This is a genomic window from Clostridium beijerinckii (assembly GCF_018223745.1).
Classification (GTDB): Bacteria; Bacillota; Clostridia; order Clostridiales; family Clostridiaceae; genus Clostridium; species Clostridium beijerinckii.
Map to the genome: position 1 here is coordinate 3,310,001 of NZ_CP073653.1, position 18,156 is coordinate 3,328,156.

The window sequence follows — 18,156 nt, forward strand, 5'->3', positions numbered from 1 at the left end:
TCTCCTAACATTTCCGAAAGTGATTGAAGTTCCTCAGCATGCTTAGTGAATCTAACCATAGCAGCATCTATCTCTTCTGTTGATGCGCTAACTTCCTCTGATGCAGCTGCAGTTTCTTGTGATATTGATGAAATATTTTCGATTTCCACTATTACACTTTGTTTACTTCTATTTATATCAATTGCAGATGCTTTTACTTCATTAACTTTAGCACTCATTACTCCAATTGATTCTATTATCTCGTTAAATATCTCCAGTGTCTTACTTACTGCTAACTCCTGTTCTTTTGCTATATTTTCAGCAGCTATAATAGCCCCCGTTGCTTTATCTGACTTATTTCTTATATTTACAATAATCTCCTTTATTTCTTCAGTAGATACTTTAGATTGTTCTGCAAGTTTTCTTATTTCCTCAGCTACAACAGCAAATCCTTTTCCCGCTTCACCCGCACGAGCTGACTCTATGCTTGCATTTAATGATAAGAGGTTTGTCTGTTCTGTTATTTGAGATATTTTTTCAGATATAGTATCTATTGTTTTAGTATTTTCAGCCATTTCTTGAACTATACCATTAACTTCATCCGTAGCAGTTTTAGTCTTATCTGATTTTTCTATCAAAGTATCAATCATAGATAATCCTTTTGCTCCTAATTCCTTCGTATTTGCAGAAAGTTTGTCCATTTCATGTGAATTTTCATTAATTTCATCCAATTTACCTGATAGCTCATTCATTTCTAAAACCCCATGCTGGGCATTTTGTGACTGATTAACCGCACCATGTGAAACGTCTTCTATTGATTTTGAGACTTCCTCTATTGATGCCGTTACCTCTTCCGACATATTTGCTAGGTTTGACGATGTCTCTAATACTATTTTAGATGATGCTGTAACATTTTCTATAAGCTTTGATATATTAGATATCATATCATTAAAGGATTGTGAAAGCTCCATAAATTCATCCTTTGTAGATAAATTTATCGATGCAGTTAAATCTCCCTTTGAAGCTTTTTCAAATACTTCTTTTAGCTTTTTAATATTTTGTGCTATACCTTTACTTAAGAATAATGATAGCATTATACAAATTATTAATATAACTAAAGATATGTATACTGTTGTCGCAAGTATTGAATTGGTATCATTAGTTACTTCCTTCTCATCAAGAGTAGCTACGACCTTCCATCCAGTAGTAGGGTTTGTCCCATATACTCCAAATTTCTTTGTATTATTAAATTCATATGTCAAAAATCCTGCATTATTATTTTTTACATCTTGCCAAAATGGCTGCTTAGACGCTACATCTGTACCAATTAAATCTTTATTCTTATGCGCTATCATATTTTGACCATCTATATCTGAAACAAATATATATCCAGTATTCCCTATTTTCTTAGTTGATATCTTTTCTGTAATTGCATCTAAAGATACGTTCATTGCACATACCCCAACTAATTTTCCATCCTTTTCTACTGCCTTAGCTATAGATACAACATTTTTTCCAGTCTGGGCACTTTTGAATGGTAAAGTTATTATAACTTGGTCTTTATGTTCTATTGCTTGTTTATACCAATCCCTATCACTAGCCTTATATCCATCTGGCATTTTCTCACTAGGATATATTTCAAATTTATCATCTACACTTGCAAAATATGTACTAAAGATATCGTTATCACTTTCCTTGACATCTTTTAACATACTAGTTATAGCTAAGTATGATTCATCTTTATCAGAATTAACAAAATTATAATTAGTTGATAATGCTTTAGTCATGCTTACAAACCCACTGAAATAGTTATCAATTCCATCATTTAATTCTAAAAGAGTTTGTTGACTTGTAAGTTTCAATTTTTGATTAAGGATGGATTTAGCTTGTTCATTGGCACCAAATCCAAGAATTATCAAAGGAATTAAGCATATTCCTAATAAACTCATAACAAGCTTGGTTCTAATACTTTTTAGTTTAATTTTCTTTAACTTCATTATTATTTCCCCTTTATCGTAAGTATATTAAATATTTATAAGTAATTATTTTGCAAAATTTTATTGTAAAGTAGAATTCTTGTATCATAAAAACAAAAAAGTCTCATTTCATAAAACAAGACTTTATTATAACTTTAATTATATTAACTTTTACCATGATTTAATCACATTACCATTATATATGTGATGTCTTTTACTGTCAATACTTATTATTTTTATCGAAAATTGTTATATTCGACAATACTGACTTGTCGATAAAAGGTTTGCTGTAAATTACCAAGTGTTTTTTAATATATATATGTTGTAATTCACAATTAGGGCTAAAACTCTTGCAATATTTTTAGAGTTATAATGAAGAATTATTTTTGCAATATATATTAAAAAAGTTTAATTTATTAAAGTTTCTCTTAAAACTATTAGGCAATACAAAACAAATAATTTTATAAAAGAATGGACTATATCGTTTAAAACCTATATAATATGAGATTCAAGCATTAAATCCGAGAAATAAATCTCTTACATAAACTCTCAGCAATTTAATATACTATAATTAGTGTATTTTCTGTTAGTCTATCAAATTTCACATAAAGCATTAATTATATGCTTTTACATAAATATTAAATAAGGAGGATTATATATGTTTACTTATATCTTAATATTATTAATTTGCATTTTACTATCAACTATAATAAGTAGATTTATACCTTCCTTATCAGTTCCTATTGTACAAATTGCAATTGGATCACTAATCGCAATAATACACTCAGAATTTAGCATTGAGCTAGATCCTCATACATTTTTAGTAATGTTTATTGCTCCCCTTCTTTTCCGTGATGGAAAAAATGCAGATAAAAGATCTCTATGGAAACAGAGGAGAAATATACTTTTAATGGCACTAGCTTTAGTTATCGCAACAGTAATATTAGTTGGATTCATTATAAATAAGTTAATTCCATCTATTTCGTTGCCTTCAGCTTTTGCACTTGCAGCTGCTTTATCTCCAACTGATTATGTTGCGGTTAGCGTACTTTCAAAAAAAATCTCACTTCCAAGGAAAGTGCTTCATCTTATCGAAGGCGAAGGACTTATGAATGACGCATCAGGCCTTGTATCTTTTAAATTTGCATTAGCTGCAGCACTAACTGGAACATTCTCATTATTCGATGCAACTATGAGTTTTTTCATAGTATCTATAGGGGGAATAATTGCAGGATTCGTTTTAGAGAATATTCTAATTAAATTTGAATTTTGGATAAGAAGTCTTGGAATGGAGGATATTACAGTTGAAATACTACTTCAAATTCTAACACCATTTATAATATATCTTGTATCAGAGGAAGTATTTAAAGTCTCAGGTATATTAGCTGTGGTTGTAGCTGGAATGGTATACTCACTATCATCTAAAAGGTTAAAATTTAAAAATGCTAAGCTAAATGCAGTCTCAGAAAATACTTGGTCAGTTTTAGCCTACGTTCTAAATGGTCTTATATTTATAATAGTTGGATTACAGCTACCAAATATAATTAAAATCGCTTTTTATGAAGCCACAATAAATAATTTTCAAGCTATTATTGATGTTTTATTAATCACACTAGCCTTATTTACACTTAGATATTTATGGGTTCTATTTATGTATAAGTTTGGAGATAGCTCCTGCAAGACAGAGGAAAAAAATGTTAAGTTTCACGCTGCGCTCCTTACTTCTTTATCAGGAGTAAGAGGAGCTGTCACATTAGCCACAGTTCTTTCGATTCCTTTAACATTAGAAAATGGGGACCCTTTTCCTGAGAGAACATTAATTTTATTTTTGTCCGTTGGGGTAATTCTAACTACACTTCTTATTACAACTTTCATATTACCGATATTTGCTAATAAAAGTATCTCTAAAGAAACCAATTATTTAGAGATACTGAATAAAGCGCAGATAAAAGTTTGGGCTAACACTATAAATAAATTAAAATTAGAAATTGATAATAAAAAGTACATTAATATGATTATAAGCGAGTATAAATATCGTATTCATCAATTAAAACGTGGAAATTCTTATTATAAAAACTGGAACAGAAGCAGCAAAGAGGAAAAGAAATGGATGCTTATATGTTTTAAAAAAGAAATTGAAAATACAAAAAAGATGTTACAAGAAAATAAGATAGATGAATCAACTGCATATTTTTATGAAAAATCAGTTAGAAATAAAATCAAGTTAATGTCCTCAGTTGAAAGCTTTTCCTTGATATTCAAAGAAGCTTTAGCACGCATTACTTCCTTAATTTTTAATATAAAAAAATTTAGATATCTATTAAGAGGAATTGAAAATCAAAAACGAAATGAGCAAGAATTAAAAGACTTGGCCATGAAAGAACTTTATTCTACTAATGCAAAATACTTAATTCAATATGTTAAATCTATTGTTACTCCTGAAAATGAAGAAACATTAAAGAAAGTAATTTTATATTATCAAGGTGTCTATTGGGTTGCAAGCAAACCAATCTTAGAAAAAGCTAGCAAGTATGAAAAGAAAAAAATTGAAATTAAAGCAATGCAATTAGAAAGAAATACTATACAATCTTTATTTGAAGATGGAGATATAACTTGGAATATAGCATCTGAACTAAGAAAGAATCTAAATTATATAGAAAGTGATGTTTTAAGATAATAGGCTTTTATTTTTATAGGCCTATTTTTTATTTTCTAGTAATTTATCACAAGTGTTGATTAACCAAATTTTTACTTTAAATTATTAACTTATTTTTGATATTTTTCAAAAATAAGTTAATAGATATATAGACTTCGACCTTAAGACTTTTTTTAAGCAATTTTCTTACAAATTGAATTAGTGATAATTTAACATATTTTAAATTTTTAGTCGTTTCAACATAAGTAAATTGAAGCAAAACATAAGCTATCAATGATATGAAAAGTTGATTATAGACAGCATTTTCAGTTGTTCCAAATATTCTTTTTACATTCAAGTTTTGTTTTATAAATTTAAAGAAGGTTTCAATTTTCCAACGTTCCTTGTATATTTCTGCTATTTTTTCTGGAGTAATGTTCATTAGGTCAGTGCACACTTTTACTGATTTACCATAATAATCAGTAAATTCAACTACTCTAAATCTATTTTGAGTTTTTTTAGTCTCTTTTCCTAAATAACATGTAACATCTCGAATTACAGAAGAATTTTCTACTACTCCTAAACTTCTCAATTTCTTTGGTTTTGAAAGTATTGTATTATTTTTTATTCTTATAACAAAAGATTGTTTTATTTCTTTAAACATATCAAATCTCTCATGATTTTCATAAGCCCTATCTTCAACTAAAATAGAGTGTACATCTATTAAACCTTCACCTATCGGTCCATCATGCTTTTTAGCAATAGTTTCAATAACTTTTTGTGGTGTAAAGTCATTAATATTTAAAGATATATGAAGTTTTATTCCAGATTTCTTCCCATTAAATTTTGCCCATTTAAGACGGTTTTCACCTACGGTCACGGTAGTTGAATCAATTGCTATTAATTGTTTTGGCAAATTTAGAATTCTTCGCATTCTACGATTACATTTAGAAACAATAATCTCAAATAAAGTTTTAGAAATTTTGTAATCTACCTTAGAGGCTTTTTTAGAAATAGTTGAATAATCAACTGGTGTTAGCCCTACTGATTCCATATGCTCAACGCCATCCCTATAACTCTTATATTCATTCGTAGCTGCTGCAATAAAGAATTTTATTAAATCATATAATGTGAATTTTCTTGCAGTATCAACATATTCTAAAATTTTACTAAATTTTTCAACTTCCTTTTCACTTAAAAATGTTTGAAATATATCAAATATAGTGGTAGTATTTTTCATGAGGGCATTCTCCTTAAGTATTATTTTGGTTCGCACTTTAATATTACTACAGAATGACCTCATTTTTTATATATTTTCACTTCTATTTTTTGGTTAATCAACACATATGGTAATTTATATTCAAGTTAAATCTGTGGATAAGTTATGGGAGATACTAATTCTGAAAGTTGCTACTCCACAGCCACCTAAGATTTTTTATGTTATTTTGCATTTATTGTCTCACTTATAATCCTAAAAAATGCTTTCCATATAGTATAAATTTTTCATTGAGAGATAATCTAATATTAAATATTATAACTTGACAAGTATGCACGGAGGATTAAAATGAAGATATTAGAAAAGTTACTATCTCTTACTTTCATATCTATATTTTTATTATATAGTATTAGCAAAACTTCATATGCCAGCCCGGATATTAGTTCTCAAACTCCACTTAAAGTAGGTGTATTCTTAAATAGTTTTAATGATCTATTTATTTCTAATGTAAAGAAAAACTTAGAGGATATTCAAAAACAAAATGAAAATAAAGTTCAATTTACTTTTTTTAATGCAAATGGAAACCAAGTTGTTCAAAATGAAGATGTTGACAAAGCACTCAATGATAACTTTAATCTTCTTGTATTAAATCCAGTCAGCACCAATATGGATCAGCTTCAAGATACTCTCAATAAAATAGCACAAAAGGATATTCCATTAATTTTATACTATGGCAAAACTAAACCAATAATAAATTTCATAAAAAATTATCATAATTCTGTTGTTATTGATACAGATGTTGATCAGTCTGGAATTATTCAAGGCAAAATCATAGTAGATACATGGAATGCTAATAAAGAAAAATTAGATAAAAATAAAGATAATATAATTCAATATATCATGTTAAAGGGCCCATCTAATAGTCCGGAAACAATTGAAAGAACTAAATATTCTATATTAACAATTAATGAAGCAGGAATAAAAACTCAAGAGCTTTTATCAATACCCTGCAATTGGGAAGAGGAATGTGGTAGAACTTCAATGGAATCAACTTTATTAACACTTGATGGTAAAATTGAAGCAATAATTTCTAATAATGACGCCATGGCAATAGGTGCCATTAAAACACTCCAAAAATATGGTTATAATAAAGGTTATAACTCAAGAAACATTCCGATTGTTGGTATTGATGGTTTGCCAAAAGCTCAAGAATTAATTAATCAAGGAATTATGACAGGTACTGTTGTACAAGATTCACAAGCTCATGCCAATGCAATTTACACAATAGGAATGAATCTAATTTCTGGCAACAATCCTCTTAATGGTACCAATTATAAATTTGATGAAAGTGGAGTTACAATTAACATCCCTTATCAGGAATATAAACCACAAAAGCAGTAGCTGAATCACCTAGCTACTGCTTATAAAATTATTCCCTAGTTTTTTCTTCCATCAATTCTATAATTGAAGCACATAATAAACAAAAAAATACTAAATATAAATTCTATTTTATACAAAGTAACTCTAAGCCCGCATTCTGAGTGCATATTCTTTAGAATATGTATTCTGAACCATGTTTGTTAAGGTATTAAGAATTGCATACAGTTTAAATTTTTGTTTTACAAAATCATTATATATAATATATCTTTAGATTTGAAACTATCTTTTTATGTATCTTATCCTTGGAATTCGCCATTTAAAAACTGCCCTTGCTTTTTTGTTCCATTTATCAAAATCAATGTGCCTGTCCCATCTTCTCTACCATGTTTAAATTCCCCTTCATATTTATTACCATTGGCATAAACTAATGTTCCTATTCCATTCATTTCTCCAGCCTTACACTCACCTTCGTACTTTGCACCATTTGCGTAATTAAATATACCTCTTCCTTCTATTTTATCATTTACAAATTCACCTTTATAGATATTGCCAGTAGAATAAGTTAGTTCCCCATTGCCTTCCATTTTTCCATTTTTAAATTCACCTACATACACATCACCATCTGTATATGCATATGTACCGCTTCCTTCCATTAATCCATTCTTGTATGAGCCTTCATATCTATCGCCATTAGGACTAGAATATATCCCTTTACCTTCCATTTCATCATTTGCAAACTCGCCTGTATATTTACAACCATTGGAATAAGTTAATGTACCTTTTCCTTCTCTTTTATTATTTTTAAATTCACCCACATATACATCACCATTTGCATAAGTATATGTTCCTACTCCGTCCTTCTTCTCACTCTTTATCTGTCCAACATATTTATCCCCATTAGAATAATCAATAATCTTTTCTTTATTAGAATCACATGAAATAAGTAAACCTGAACCAAGTACAAGCAAAATTCCACTTATTATAATGGAAGAATAATTTCTTTTACTAAAAACACCACTTTTCATTTTATTACTCCTTTTTTCAATAACTGTCATTTTCATTTTCCATATTTTTTACATTAATAGTATTATAACATACCATGCTGACATTTTATGCTCTAACTTAAATGTCTATATTACATTTAAGTTTCTGTGCTAATATCCATAGATTATGCATTAACTAGCTCTTTTAATAGATCTCCATGTATCTCCATGATTTTCAAATATACACTGCATAAAAATATTGGAACTAAATTTCACCAAAAATATATATTCTTTTGGCACAATATAACATATTTCTCAATCCTTTCTTGATTGAAAATTTTATTATTGGTATAATAAGGCATTATCAAAAAATAACTAGTCAACCGTTCTGTCTATTTGTACTTGTTATTCTATTTCATATGTTTAAAACTAATTTTTTGAAAATAGAATAACTTTATATTTGCTCAATATATCTAAAAAGCCATATCATGAATATATATAAAAAAACATGCTTAAAAATACAAGTTATGTGTATTGAATATTTTTTTACATTATGGAGGTAATAAAATGACATATATAGCTATTCTTTTGGTTATATTAAAATCTCACCCAGTGCTGAGTATTTGGGGATGTATTCTTTTTGGTATCATTAGTCAGTTTGCTTTCCCCAAAAAAGCCAGATTCTATTTAGCAAAATTTTCTATAATCTTTTTTGTGATTATTATTGCTAATATCTTTGTAGGACATTTTTTAACTAATATTATTATTGACAATTTTGGTGAAAAAGGAGAAGCTATGATTTTAGATAATTCGCCAACATCAGACCAATATAATAATGAAAGAGTCTATCGGTATAATGTTATGATTAAACCAGAGAATGATGGCAATGCTATTTCAACTTACTTTTTATCATCAGATTTTAATATTGTTCATAACGATTCACTTAATAGATACTCATATCCTTCAACTGGAGTCAAGTTTAATGTAAAGTATATAAAAGCTTATCCAAAAGCTTTTGTTCTTATAGCCAATGATGATAGTGAATATGGCAGACAACTTCAGATCAATAAGTATTCATCAGAAAAATCTAATATAGAGAACCAACTAAAGATGGATCCTGAAAACTCTAATCTTAAAGAAAAACTTAAAGAATTGGACAATAAAATTCAATCTATTATTGATAGCAATAGTGGTAATACTAGTGAAAACGCAACAAAGCTTCAGCTTAATAATTATTTATTAGAAAGATCTAATATAGAAGATCAATTAAAACTGGATCCTGAAAACTCTACTCTCAAGAAAAAGCTTGAAGAGTTAAATATAAAAATTCTTTCTATTAATAACAGTAATTTTGCTGGAGAATTAGTCGCTATATTTGGCGGAAAAGGTACAGATTCTGGAAAATTAAATGACGCAAGATATATTACAGTAGATTCTGATAATAATGTTTGGATAGCAGATTACACTGATGGGAGGATTCAGCAGTTTAATAACTCTGGTGAATTCATTAAGATGATTCAAATAAATGGAGATAAAAATGATTCCAAACTAATTAAAGGACTATCTGCAGATATGAACGGAAATTTATACGTCTCTTCTGGCAGCACGATTCAAAAATACAAAACAGCTGACGGTAGTTTATCCGCAACTTTTAAGGGAAATGATTATTATGGCCCTTTAGCAGTTGATAAGGATAATAATATATATTTGCTAACTTCTTCAGCAACAGAAAACACATTATTTAAGCTAAACTCTGATGGAGCAATACTTGCTCGTTTTAATAATATTATAAAGAAAGCTAATAAAGATGATCCAGGTATGAATGCTGACTTGGCATTAGATGGCTCTGGTAATATCTATATCTTTAGTGAATATAGCAAAAAGATATATGTATATAATTCTAATGGAGATTTCATTAAATATTTAGATTTAAAACTTAATAATGAAGATACCAACATTGAGACAATTTATATAGATAATAGCGATAATTTATATGTAAAAAGTTTTAATAGAAATTATAAATTTGACCTTAATGGCAATTTACTTAACATTTTACCTGATAAAAATTACTATAGTACTAGTGTGGATTCAAACAACAATATTTATATGTCAGATAATGATGATATATTTGAATATAATCTAAATAATCCTGCGCAGGAATAAAGAATTGACTAGCCACAATGCTCTTTAAGTAATCTTTAATTATCTTTAATGAATATTTCTCAATGTTCTGCAGATAATATAATTGTTCAAACTCAAACACAAAAAGAGATAGCAATTCCCCCATTCTCCCTGCTATCTCTTTTCTATATATTAAATTCTATTTTTTATCTTAATTCTTCAAACAACTTAGAGCTTTATGTAATAATAATTATAAAATCTTTTTTAAACTTTGAATCTATTTACTTCTTCTATCATTTGATTTGTCATATTACTAAGAATTTGTGCTGAAGAAGCCACTTCTTCTGTTGATGCATTCATTTCCTCTGATGATGCCGAGATTTCTTGTGCTGATGCTGAAACCTCCACTGAAATTGAAGATAATCCATTTATTCTGTTCAAAATAGTATCCTTATCATTTTCTATCTTACCAGCAGAACTCTTAACTACTTCGATTTTAGGAATCACTTCATCTACTGAGTGTATTATCTTTTTAAATGATGTTATTGAATTATCTATAATTCTAGCTTGATTCGCCATTTCACCATCCATTGCAACAGACTCCTTAACTATAGTTTCTGTGTTGTTTGATATTTCATTTATTAATTTGCTAATATTTTCTGATGAACCTTTTGATTGTTCAGCGAGTTTTCTTATTTCCTCTGCAACTACTGAAAATCCTTTTCCTGCTTCTCCTGCTCTAGCTGCTTCAATAGCCGCATTTAATGCTAATAAATTAGTTTGTTCTGCAACACTATTAATCAAACTTGTAATTTCATTTATTTCATTTATATCATTTCCAAGTGATTTTATCTTATCATTAAAATCTTTAAATGAATTACTTACATTTATTACTGATTGATTTAGCCTATTCATTTCAGTGCTACTATCATTTGCCATTAAACTTATTCCTCTAGAATTAGAGTCTACAACTTGTATTTCTCTAACCATTTCGGATAACTTATCGCTAAATTCATTAAGAATTTCTGTTATATGTATTAATTCCTCAGACTGATTGCTTGTTCCTTTTGCAACCTCAGATATTGCCTCAGTAACATTTTGTGATACATTTGCTATCTCTTCTGAAATAGAAGATAAATTTTCTGATTGCCCATTAATATTTGAAGAATTTTCTTTTATTTTTTCAATCATTGCTCTTAAAGATTCCTGCATTGATTTCATTGCATTAGTCATGACACCAATTTCATCTTTTGATTTCAAATACTTAGCAGAAATTTCTTCACATAAATTTCCTTCTGCTAATATATTCAAATGTTTAGAAGTGAATTTCATCCCCTTGGAAATACTATTTGAAATCAGATAAATTATAGCTAATCCAATTATCAAAAATACTACCGATGATAATATGACTAAAATTTTCAAGCTGCCTAATTCTGATAGCTGCTCGCTTTGAGTCACTGAAATTCCTACTGACCAGTCAGTCCCCTGTACTGGTGCATACCCTACAATTTTATTTTCTCCCTCATAATCATATTCACCTTCGCCTGTTGCTTTAGTAATCATTTTACTTTCAATGTCTGCTAAAGCTTGAATCTTGGGTTCTTTCTTTGCTTCTTCTATAATATTTGACATTTTTAAAACTAAGTCTCTATTACTATTTGCAATAGTTGTACCATTTTTATTTATCATAAAGGCTGTACCTGTCTGCCCAATTTTTACTTGATCCGTTAAATCACTTAATTTATTTCCATCTCGTGTTTCAATTAAAACCCCTGAAATTTCATTGTTGTTTTTTATAGGAACTGCATATATAACAACCACCGATCCATCAGTTTTGCTTATAGATGGATCAGTCACATTGCTTTTGCCACTTAAAGCTATCTTAAAATATTCTTTATCTTTGACATTAGTATGTGTGCCCTCAGAAGTAGTAACATTTCCCTCCTTGTCTATAATACTTAGTCTAATACCTCCTGTTCTTTTTACTTCCTCTGAAAGAATCGGAATTTTGCTATCTGCTGAATTATTAGTATCCTTTATATCTCCTCTTGCCGCAATAGACTCTAGCGAACTTAACTCACCTTCAATCCTGCCTTGAATATTACTTGCGGTTTGCTTTGCAATTTCAGGCAAGGTATTTTTCAAATTTGATTTTAATGTCTTTGATGAATTTATAAAAGAAATTATACCCAATCCCATACATATAATTCCAACTAATATTCCAAAAGACATCATTAATTTCATTTTTATACTTTTCATAGTGTCCACCTTTCCAAAATTGTTAATTTCAATTAACTTTAATCATGATATACATTTTTATATACTACAATCTAATCATTAAACAGGAAATAAAAACATTTCTATAAATTCAAATATTTACTCTTAATTATTAACTGTTCGCTGTTTCTAATATTTCCATTTATTTCATAGTTTAATTATTAAGCAATTATAATGCCAACTTTTGGCTTAATGTTTTCAAGCTTAGATGTATAGCTATACCACTTATAAGTCAAATTTAATTCTTAGAGATTATTATTCTAATATTTTAGAATATTTTTCAACATAATAATTATATTTCCCTCCTCAAGCTACTAAAACCAACAAAATAACTTATTCTAAGAAATTAGAAGTTTATAATTAAGTTTCTAATTTCTTAGAATAAGTTGATAATATTTTTATAGGCTTTATTAAACATAAAAATTACCTCCATTTATTTGGAGGTAATTTACAATAAGAGAAATACTTTTCATTATATATTAATCAGTTATTTTCTAACTACTTAAAATATTTAGAGATAGGATACTTTAAAATTTACATTACAGTCATTAAATAACTTAATTAATCATAATAAATTCTGCATAATTTATGTGTTTTGTTTCTCAACTATAAAAGTTCCAATTCCCGCTTCAAGCACATCTTAAATTATTACTTCTAAAAATACTTATATTCTTAGTTATTTGTAACATTCTTTCATGAACACTACTGCATTTTACATAAATCATTAGCAATAATAAGCTCCGCCTCTGTAGCTGACTTAATTTCTTCAATTGTATATCTAGGATTATATTCTTTTAACACAAGTCCACTATTTGTAACTTCCATAACCCCCATTTCTGTAACAATAAGACTAACTTTCCCTACTGCTGTAAGTGGTAATTTACAATCTTTAAGTATCTTTGGCAACCCTTTAGCAGTATGAGTCATTGCAATAATAACTTTTTTTGCACCACTTACTAAATCCATTGCACCTCCCATCCCAGAAACCATTTTTCCAGGAACCATAAAGTTTGCTAAATTACCTTTTTGATCTACTTCCAAAGCACCTAAAACAGTTGCATCTACATGTCCACCCCTAATTATCCCGAAAGAAGTAGCACTATCAAAGAATGCAGCCCCTGTTTTTATTGTAACTGGTTGTCCGCCCGCATTAACAATATCTTTATCCGTTTCTGCTTCTGCAGGTTCTGAACCTAAACCAACAAAACCATTTTCTGATTGCAAAACTACATTAACACCTTTTGGTATATAGTTAGCAACCATAGTTGGAAGCCCTATTCCTAAATTCACTACATCCCCATCTTTTAATTCCTTCGCGATCCTCTTTGCAATAAATTCTTTTACATTTTCCACTACCATTAGTTTTTACCTCCAACAATGTAATCTACAAATATTCCAGGAGTCATTACATGATTTGGATCTAATTCTCCAGCCTCAACAATCCTTTCAGCACCTGCTATTACTAAATCAGCTGCTGTTGCCATTAATGGATTGAAATTTCTTGTAGAACCTTTGTAAAAAATATTTCCCTGTGTGTCTGCAATAGATCCTCCTATTAATGCTATATCCGCTCTCAATGGTAATTCTAAAAGGTATTCTTTATCTTTTACTTTTAATTTCTGCTTTCCTTCTTCGCAGATAGTTCCAACACCTGTTTCTGTCAGAAATCCACCTATACCTGCACCACCACACCTAATTTGTTCTGCTAATGTTCCCTGTGGAACTAAAGCTACTATTAATTCTTTATTGTTCATCTGCCTTCCTGTTTCAGGATTAAGGCCTATATGAGATGCTATAACTTTTTTTACTCGTTTGTTTACGATAAGTTTTCCAATTCCCTTATCCGGCAATCCTGTGTCATTTGCAATAATTGTAAGGTTTTTCACCCCTTTTTCAAGTATTGCATCAATTAATATTTCTGGAGTCCCTACTGCCATGAATCCTCCTATCATTACCGTCATATCATCTTTTATAAACTCAATAACTTCACTAACACTTTTAATTTTATTAGCCATACCTCTTCTCCTTTGCTAATAATTATAATATTGAAAATAAATTTCTATATCTCCATATCCAGTAAGACTGAACTTAAACTCTTACCATGCATATCTAGTGATAATGATCTTGTTACGCCTCCACCTAATGCATCATACATAACGAAGTTTAATGCACCAATATTAGGTAATTCATATCTTACAACTTCTCCATGTACTATGTCTTTAAACCATTCTTTTACTTTATCTGTAGTCACTTTTTCTTTTATCACTTTATAATCTTCGGCTTTATAAGCTATAAGTGATATATTCGAAATATTTCCTTTGTCGCCTGTTCTTGAATGTGCAATCTCTCTTAATTTCATTTTTCTATACCTCCTCGTAAACTACTTTTATATTTATATCTTCACTTGGCACAAATATAGAAGCTACTGATACAATTTCTTTAACACCTTTCCTTGCTCCACCGCCTCCAGCTGGACCATTTGTATAAAGTGCCTCAACTTCATTTCCAATTATTGCCGCGTCTTCTTTTTTCAATGTTCTTCCAGCAACTCTAAGTCTTACCTCTTTAAAATCATTCTTTCCTTCATTTAGATAATTACTTAAAGAATCTTTGTATAACGAATTTACCCCAATCAGATCTACTCTTAACTCTTCAATTGGTGAATTTATATACTCTAATCTCTTTTTGATTATCTCTCCAGCTAACACAGCTCTTTCATAGGCTCCTGAGCCACCATAACTCATTTCCCCCTCACCAATATAGCAATCTTTATAACCTACACTAGTTTTAAATAACCCAGTTTGCGCTTTCCCCCTTGCACCCTTTACTAAAACTCTATCTTTTTGAATTTCTTTAATAGTTACTTTTGAGAAGTCTGCTATAACATCTGGTGTAAAATAATTTTCCGGATCATGAATTTCATATATTATTTGTTCTTTACAAGTATCCTCTGTAACGATTCCACCTGCATCTTCAAGTTTTGTAATTACTATTTCCCCATTCTCTGATATTTCTGCTATTGGGAAACCTAAGTTCCATAGTTCTGGCACATCCTTATATCCTGGATCAGCATAATATCCACCAGTCACCTGTCCTGCACATTCTAATAAATGTCCCGCTAAAGTACCTTTACCTAGAAGCTCATAATTATTCTTATCCCATCCAAATTCGAACATTAATGGTGCTAAAGTTAGTGATGGATCAGCAACTCTACCGGTTATTATAATATCTGCTCCGTTATTTAAAGCCTCTATTATCCCCTGAGTTCCGATGTACGCATTGGCAGAAACTATTTGCTCTTTTATAGCTTCCAATTTTTCTCCTGTTTCAAGTATTTTGTAATCCATATATTTATCTATATTTCCAAAAATGTCATCTCCAAGAACTGCTGCAATTTTTAATCCTTCAATCCCTAATTCTTTTGCAATTTCACTTACTTTTTTGGCTGCCGCCACTGGATTTGCAGATCCCATGTTTGTTATAACCTTCATTTTATTCTTTTTGCATAGAGGCACCACATGTTTCATTCTATATTCAAGCAGTTCATTATATCCCTTGCTTGGATCCTTCAATTTTTGTTGTTGTCCTATTGCTATTGTTCTCTCTGCTAAACATTCAAATATTATATAATCAAGCTTTCCCTTTTTCATAATCTCTACTGCTGGTTCTATTCTATCCCCTGCATAACCAGCTCCTGAACCTATTCTAACTTTTTTCACTTTAATGACCTCCTTATTGTCAATAATTTATATATTAGTATACATAGCAACTATTGTGCCAAATCTGCAATTTTGTAAACTTAAATTTCTAAATTTACCTAATGTACTATTCTCAGAATATTATATTAAGGAATATGTAGCTTTCTAGGCAAAGTTTTATTTCTAAAATACTAGAAATAAAACTTTATTAACCGCCCTCTACCTTATATGAATCTATCCAATCATTACAGCATCACTTGAATTTCTAGAATTTAAGAATTATTAGTACTACTTTCTAAAATTCTAGATTCCTTAACAACTTCTTAATAGATTAAATCATTTTACAAATTCCACTTAAAACTCAATTAAAACTAAATAATTATAATCTTAAATATAGTACTTTATTAATACATATGTTTAGAATTTAATTACCCCTATGAGTACCGCCGTTATTAGCATTACAATTGTTACTGCAAAAGCATAAGGTATTGTTTTTTTCTGATGCTCTCCAAGCTCTACTCCTGAAAGTCCTATCAATAAGAATGTTGAACCTGTAAGTGGACTGATTGGGAATCCAGTAGTCATCTGTCCAAGTAATGCTGCTCTGCCTATTTCTATGGCTGGAACACCAAATCCTTTTGCAGTTTCTGCAATTACTGGTAACACTCCAAAATAAAATGAATCTGGATCAAATATTAAACTAGCTGGCATTCCTATAATACCTACAATAACTGCAAGATGTTGTCCAAGCGCATTAGGAACTATAGAAATTAATACTTTAGCCATTGATTCAATCATTCCAGAATTTTGCATAATTCCTACAAATGCACCTGCTGCAAATAATATACTAGACATCAAAAGAGCTTCCTTTGCATGAGCATCAATTCTTTTCCTTTGCTCTTTTACATTTGGATAATTTATAATTAAAGCAATAGTGAATGAAATCATGAATACTGCTGTTGGTGCAAACATTCCTTTTATAAGTATTCCAATTGTAATAATAATAGTTAAAATATTAACCCAAAATAATTTAGGCCTAAAAAGTTTTTGTTTTTCTTCATCAATTATCATTTCACCTATATCAGTATTTAAAAGGTTTTCCTTTCCAATTCTTCCAACTTCCTTCTTAGCTAATCTATAATCTATAAATAATATGAATATAGCACCTACTAGAATAGGTACAAGAAGTGGGTTGAATAATTCCGTAGAAGATACCTTAAGAACAGACATTGCTCTAAGAGGAACTCCTCCCCAAGGCTCCATATTAACAAGACCAGCTGATAAAGCTACCACGGTTGCTAATGTGGTCCTTTTCATTCCTACTGCATCAAATAACGGAAGTAATGCTGGTATGACTACCAAGAAAGTTACTGCTCCATTACCATCCAAGTGAACAAACATAGATAGAATAGCTGTACCTAATACAATTTTTACTGGATCTCTTCCAACTAATTTAAATATCTTCTTGATAATTGGATCAAATGTCCCTGCATCAGTTAAAATTCCAAAGAATAACGTTGCAAAAATGAACATAGTTCCGGTTGGCGCTATGGATGTAATACCCTTGATTATAAAATCACCTGTACTTTTCCCAAATCCGCCTATTAGTGCTGCTACTGTCGGCACAGCTATGAGAGCTGTCACTGGCGTAGCTTTATTTGTCATTATTAGTGCTAGTAGGATAACTATAGTTATGAAACCAAGTATAGCTAACATTAATAACCCTCCTTTAATTTATATTTTCACTTTTATATATAGCAATAGCTGTGCCAAAATTAATTATTATCATATTTATTTTAGAATATTAAGAAAAATATGAAAAAAAGCACTATTCATATATGTTGAAAACGTTCTTGATTATTATAGTTAATGCGGATTTCTGCATCTTTAA

General features: G+C 29.6%; 12 protein-coding genes (1 of these 12 running past the window's edge). 3 read left to right on the forward strand and 9 right to left on the reverse strand.

Annotation, left to right across the window (positions count from 1 at the left end):
• Window positions 1-1,976: the 5' portion of a methyl-accepting chemotaxis protein gene (locus KEC93_RS14845; protein ID WP_077870009.1), read on the reverse strand. It extends 28 nt beyond the left edge of the window; only the first 1,976 of its 2,004 coding nucleotides appear in the window; the start codon lies at window positions 1,974-1,976; its stop codon lies beyond the left edge, outside the window.
• A 637-nt stretch (window positions 1,977-2,613) separates the two neighbouring features.
• Between KEC93_RS14845 and KEC93_RS14850 the strand changes: the two genes are divergently transcribed.
• Window positions 2,614-4,632 carry a Na+/H+ antiporter gene (locus tag KEC93_RS14850; protein WP_077870008.1) on the forward strand — a complete coding sequence of 673 codons (2,019 nt, stop codon included), beginning with the start codon at window positions 2,614-2,616 and terminating at the stop codon, window positions 4,630-4,632.
• Window positions 4,633-4,708: 76 nt separating this feature from the next.
• Here the strand turns inward: KEC93_RS14850 and KEC93_RS14855 are convergent, their stop codons facing one another.
• A complete protein-coding gene (locus KEC93_RS14855; protein WP_172462699.1) occupies window positions 4,709-5,830 on the reverse strand; it encodes an IS4 family transposase in 1,122 nt (373 codons plus the stop codon).
• A gap of 324 nt (window positions 5,831-6,154) precedes the next feature.
• Here KEC93_RS14855 and KEC93_RS14860 point away from each other — a divergent pair, with 324 nt between their 5' ends.
• Window positions 6,155-7,207 carry a galactose ABC transporter substrate-binding protein gene (locus KEC93_RS14860; RefSeq protein ID WP_077869091.1) on the forward strand — a complete coding sequence of 351 codons (1,053 nt, stop codon included), beginning with the start codon at window positions 6,155-6,157 and terminating at the stop codon, window positions 7,205-7,207.
• A 275-nt stretch (window positions 7,208-7,482) separates the two neighbouring features.
• Here the strand turns inward: KEC93_RS14860 and KEC93_RS14865 are convergent, their stop codons facing one another.
• Complete coding sequence (locus KEC93_RS14865) at window positions 7,483-8,211, reverse strand: MORN repeat-containing protein (protein ID WP_172462760.1); 729 nt, start codon at window positions 8,209-8,211, stop codon at window positions 7,483-7,485.
• Between the two features lie 525 nt (window positions 8,212-8,736).
• Here KEC93_RS14865 and KEC93_RS14870 point away from each other — a divergent pair.
• Window positions 8,737-10,332: an NHL repeat-containing protein gene (locus tag KEC93_RS14870; protein ID WP_077869089.1), complete on the forward strand. Its 1,596-nt coding sequence runs from the start codon at window positions 8,737-8,739 to the stop codon at window positions 10,330-10,332.
• 222 nt (window positions 10,333-10,554) lie between these two features.
• On the opposite strand, the gene KEC93_RS14875 is transcribed toward KEC93_RS14870, so the two are convergent.
• The 6 genes from KEC93_RS14875 to KEC93_RS14900 all read right to left on the reverse strand — a co-directional run bounded on the left by KEC93_RS14875 (window position 10,555) and on the right by KEC93_RS14900 (window position 17,981).
• Window positions 10,555-12,549, reverse strand: a complete 1,995-nt coding sequence (locus KEC93_RS14875) for a methyl-accepting chemotaxis protein (RefSeq protein WP_077869088.1) — start codon at window positions 12,547-12,549, stop codon at window positions 10,555-10,557.
• Window positions 12,550-13,269: 720 nt separating this feature from the next.
• Window positions 13,270-13,926: a 3-oxoacid CoA-transferase subunit B gene (locus KEC93_RS14880; protein ID WP_077869087.1), complete on the reverse strand. Its 657-nt coding sequence runs from the start codon at window positions 13,924-13,926 to the stop codon at window positions 13,270-13,272.
• Window positions 13,926-14,582: an acetate CoA-transferase subunit alpha gene (atoD, locus tag KEC93_RS14885; RefSeq protein ID WP_077869086.1), complete on the reverse strand. Its 657-nt coding sequence runs from the start codon at window positions 14,580-14,582 to the stop codon at window positions 13,926-13,928. Before atoD ends, KEC93_RS14880 begins: the two co-directional genes overlap by 1 nt.
• Before the next feature lie 44 nt (window positions 14,583-14,626).
• Window positions 14,627-14,926, reverse strand: a complete 300-nt coding sequence (locus KEC93_RS14890; RefSeq protein ID WP_023975780.1) for an AtuA-related protein — start codon at window positions 14,924-14,926, stop codon at window positions 14,627-14,629.
• 4 nt (window positions 14,927-14,930) lie between these two features.
• Window positions 14,931-16,286 (reverse strand): acyclic terpene utilization AtuA family protein, encoded by a 1,356-nt coding sequence (locus KEC93_RS14895; RefSeq protein ID WP_077869085.1) that lies wholly within the window; start codon window positions 16,284-16,286, stop codon window positions 14,931-14,933.
• A gap of 396 nt (window positions 16,287-16,682) precedes the next feature.
• Window positions 16,683-17,981: a CitMHS family transporter gene (locus KEC93_RS14900; RefSeq protein ID WP_077828882.1), complete on the reverse strand. Its 1,299-nt coding sequence runs from the start codon at window positions 17,979-17,981 to the stop codon at window positions 16,683-16,685.
• Window positions 17,982-18,156: the final 175 nt, after the last annotated feature.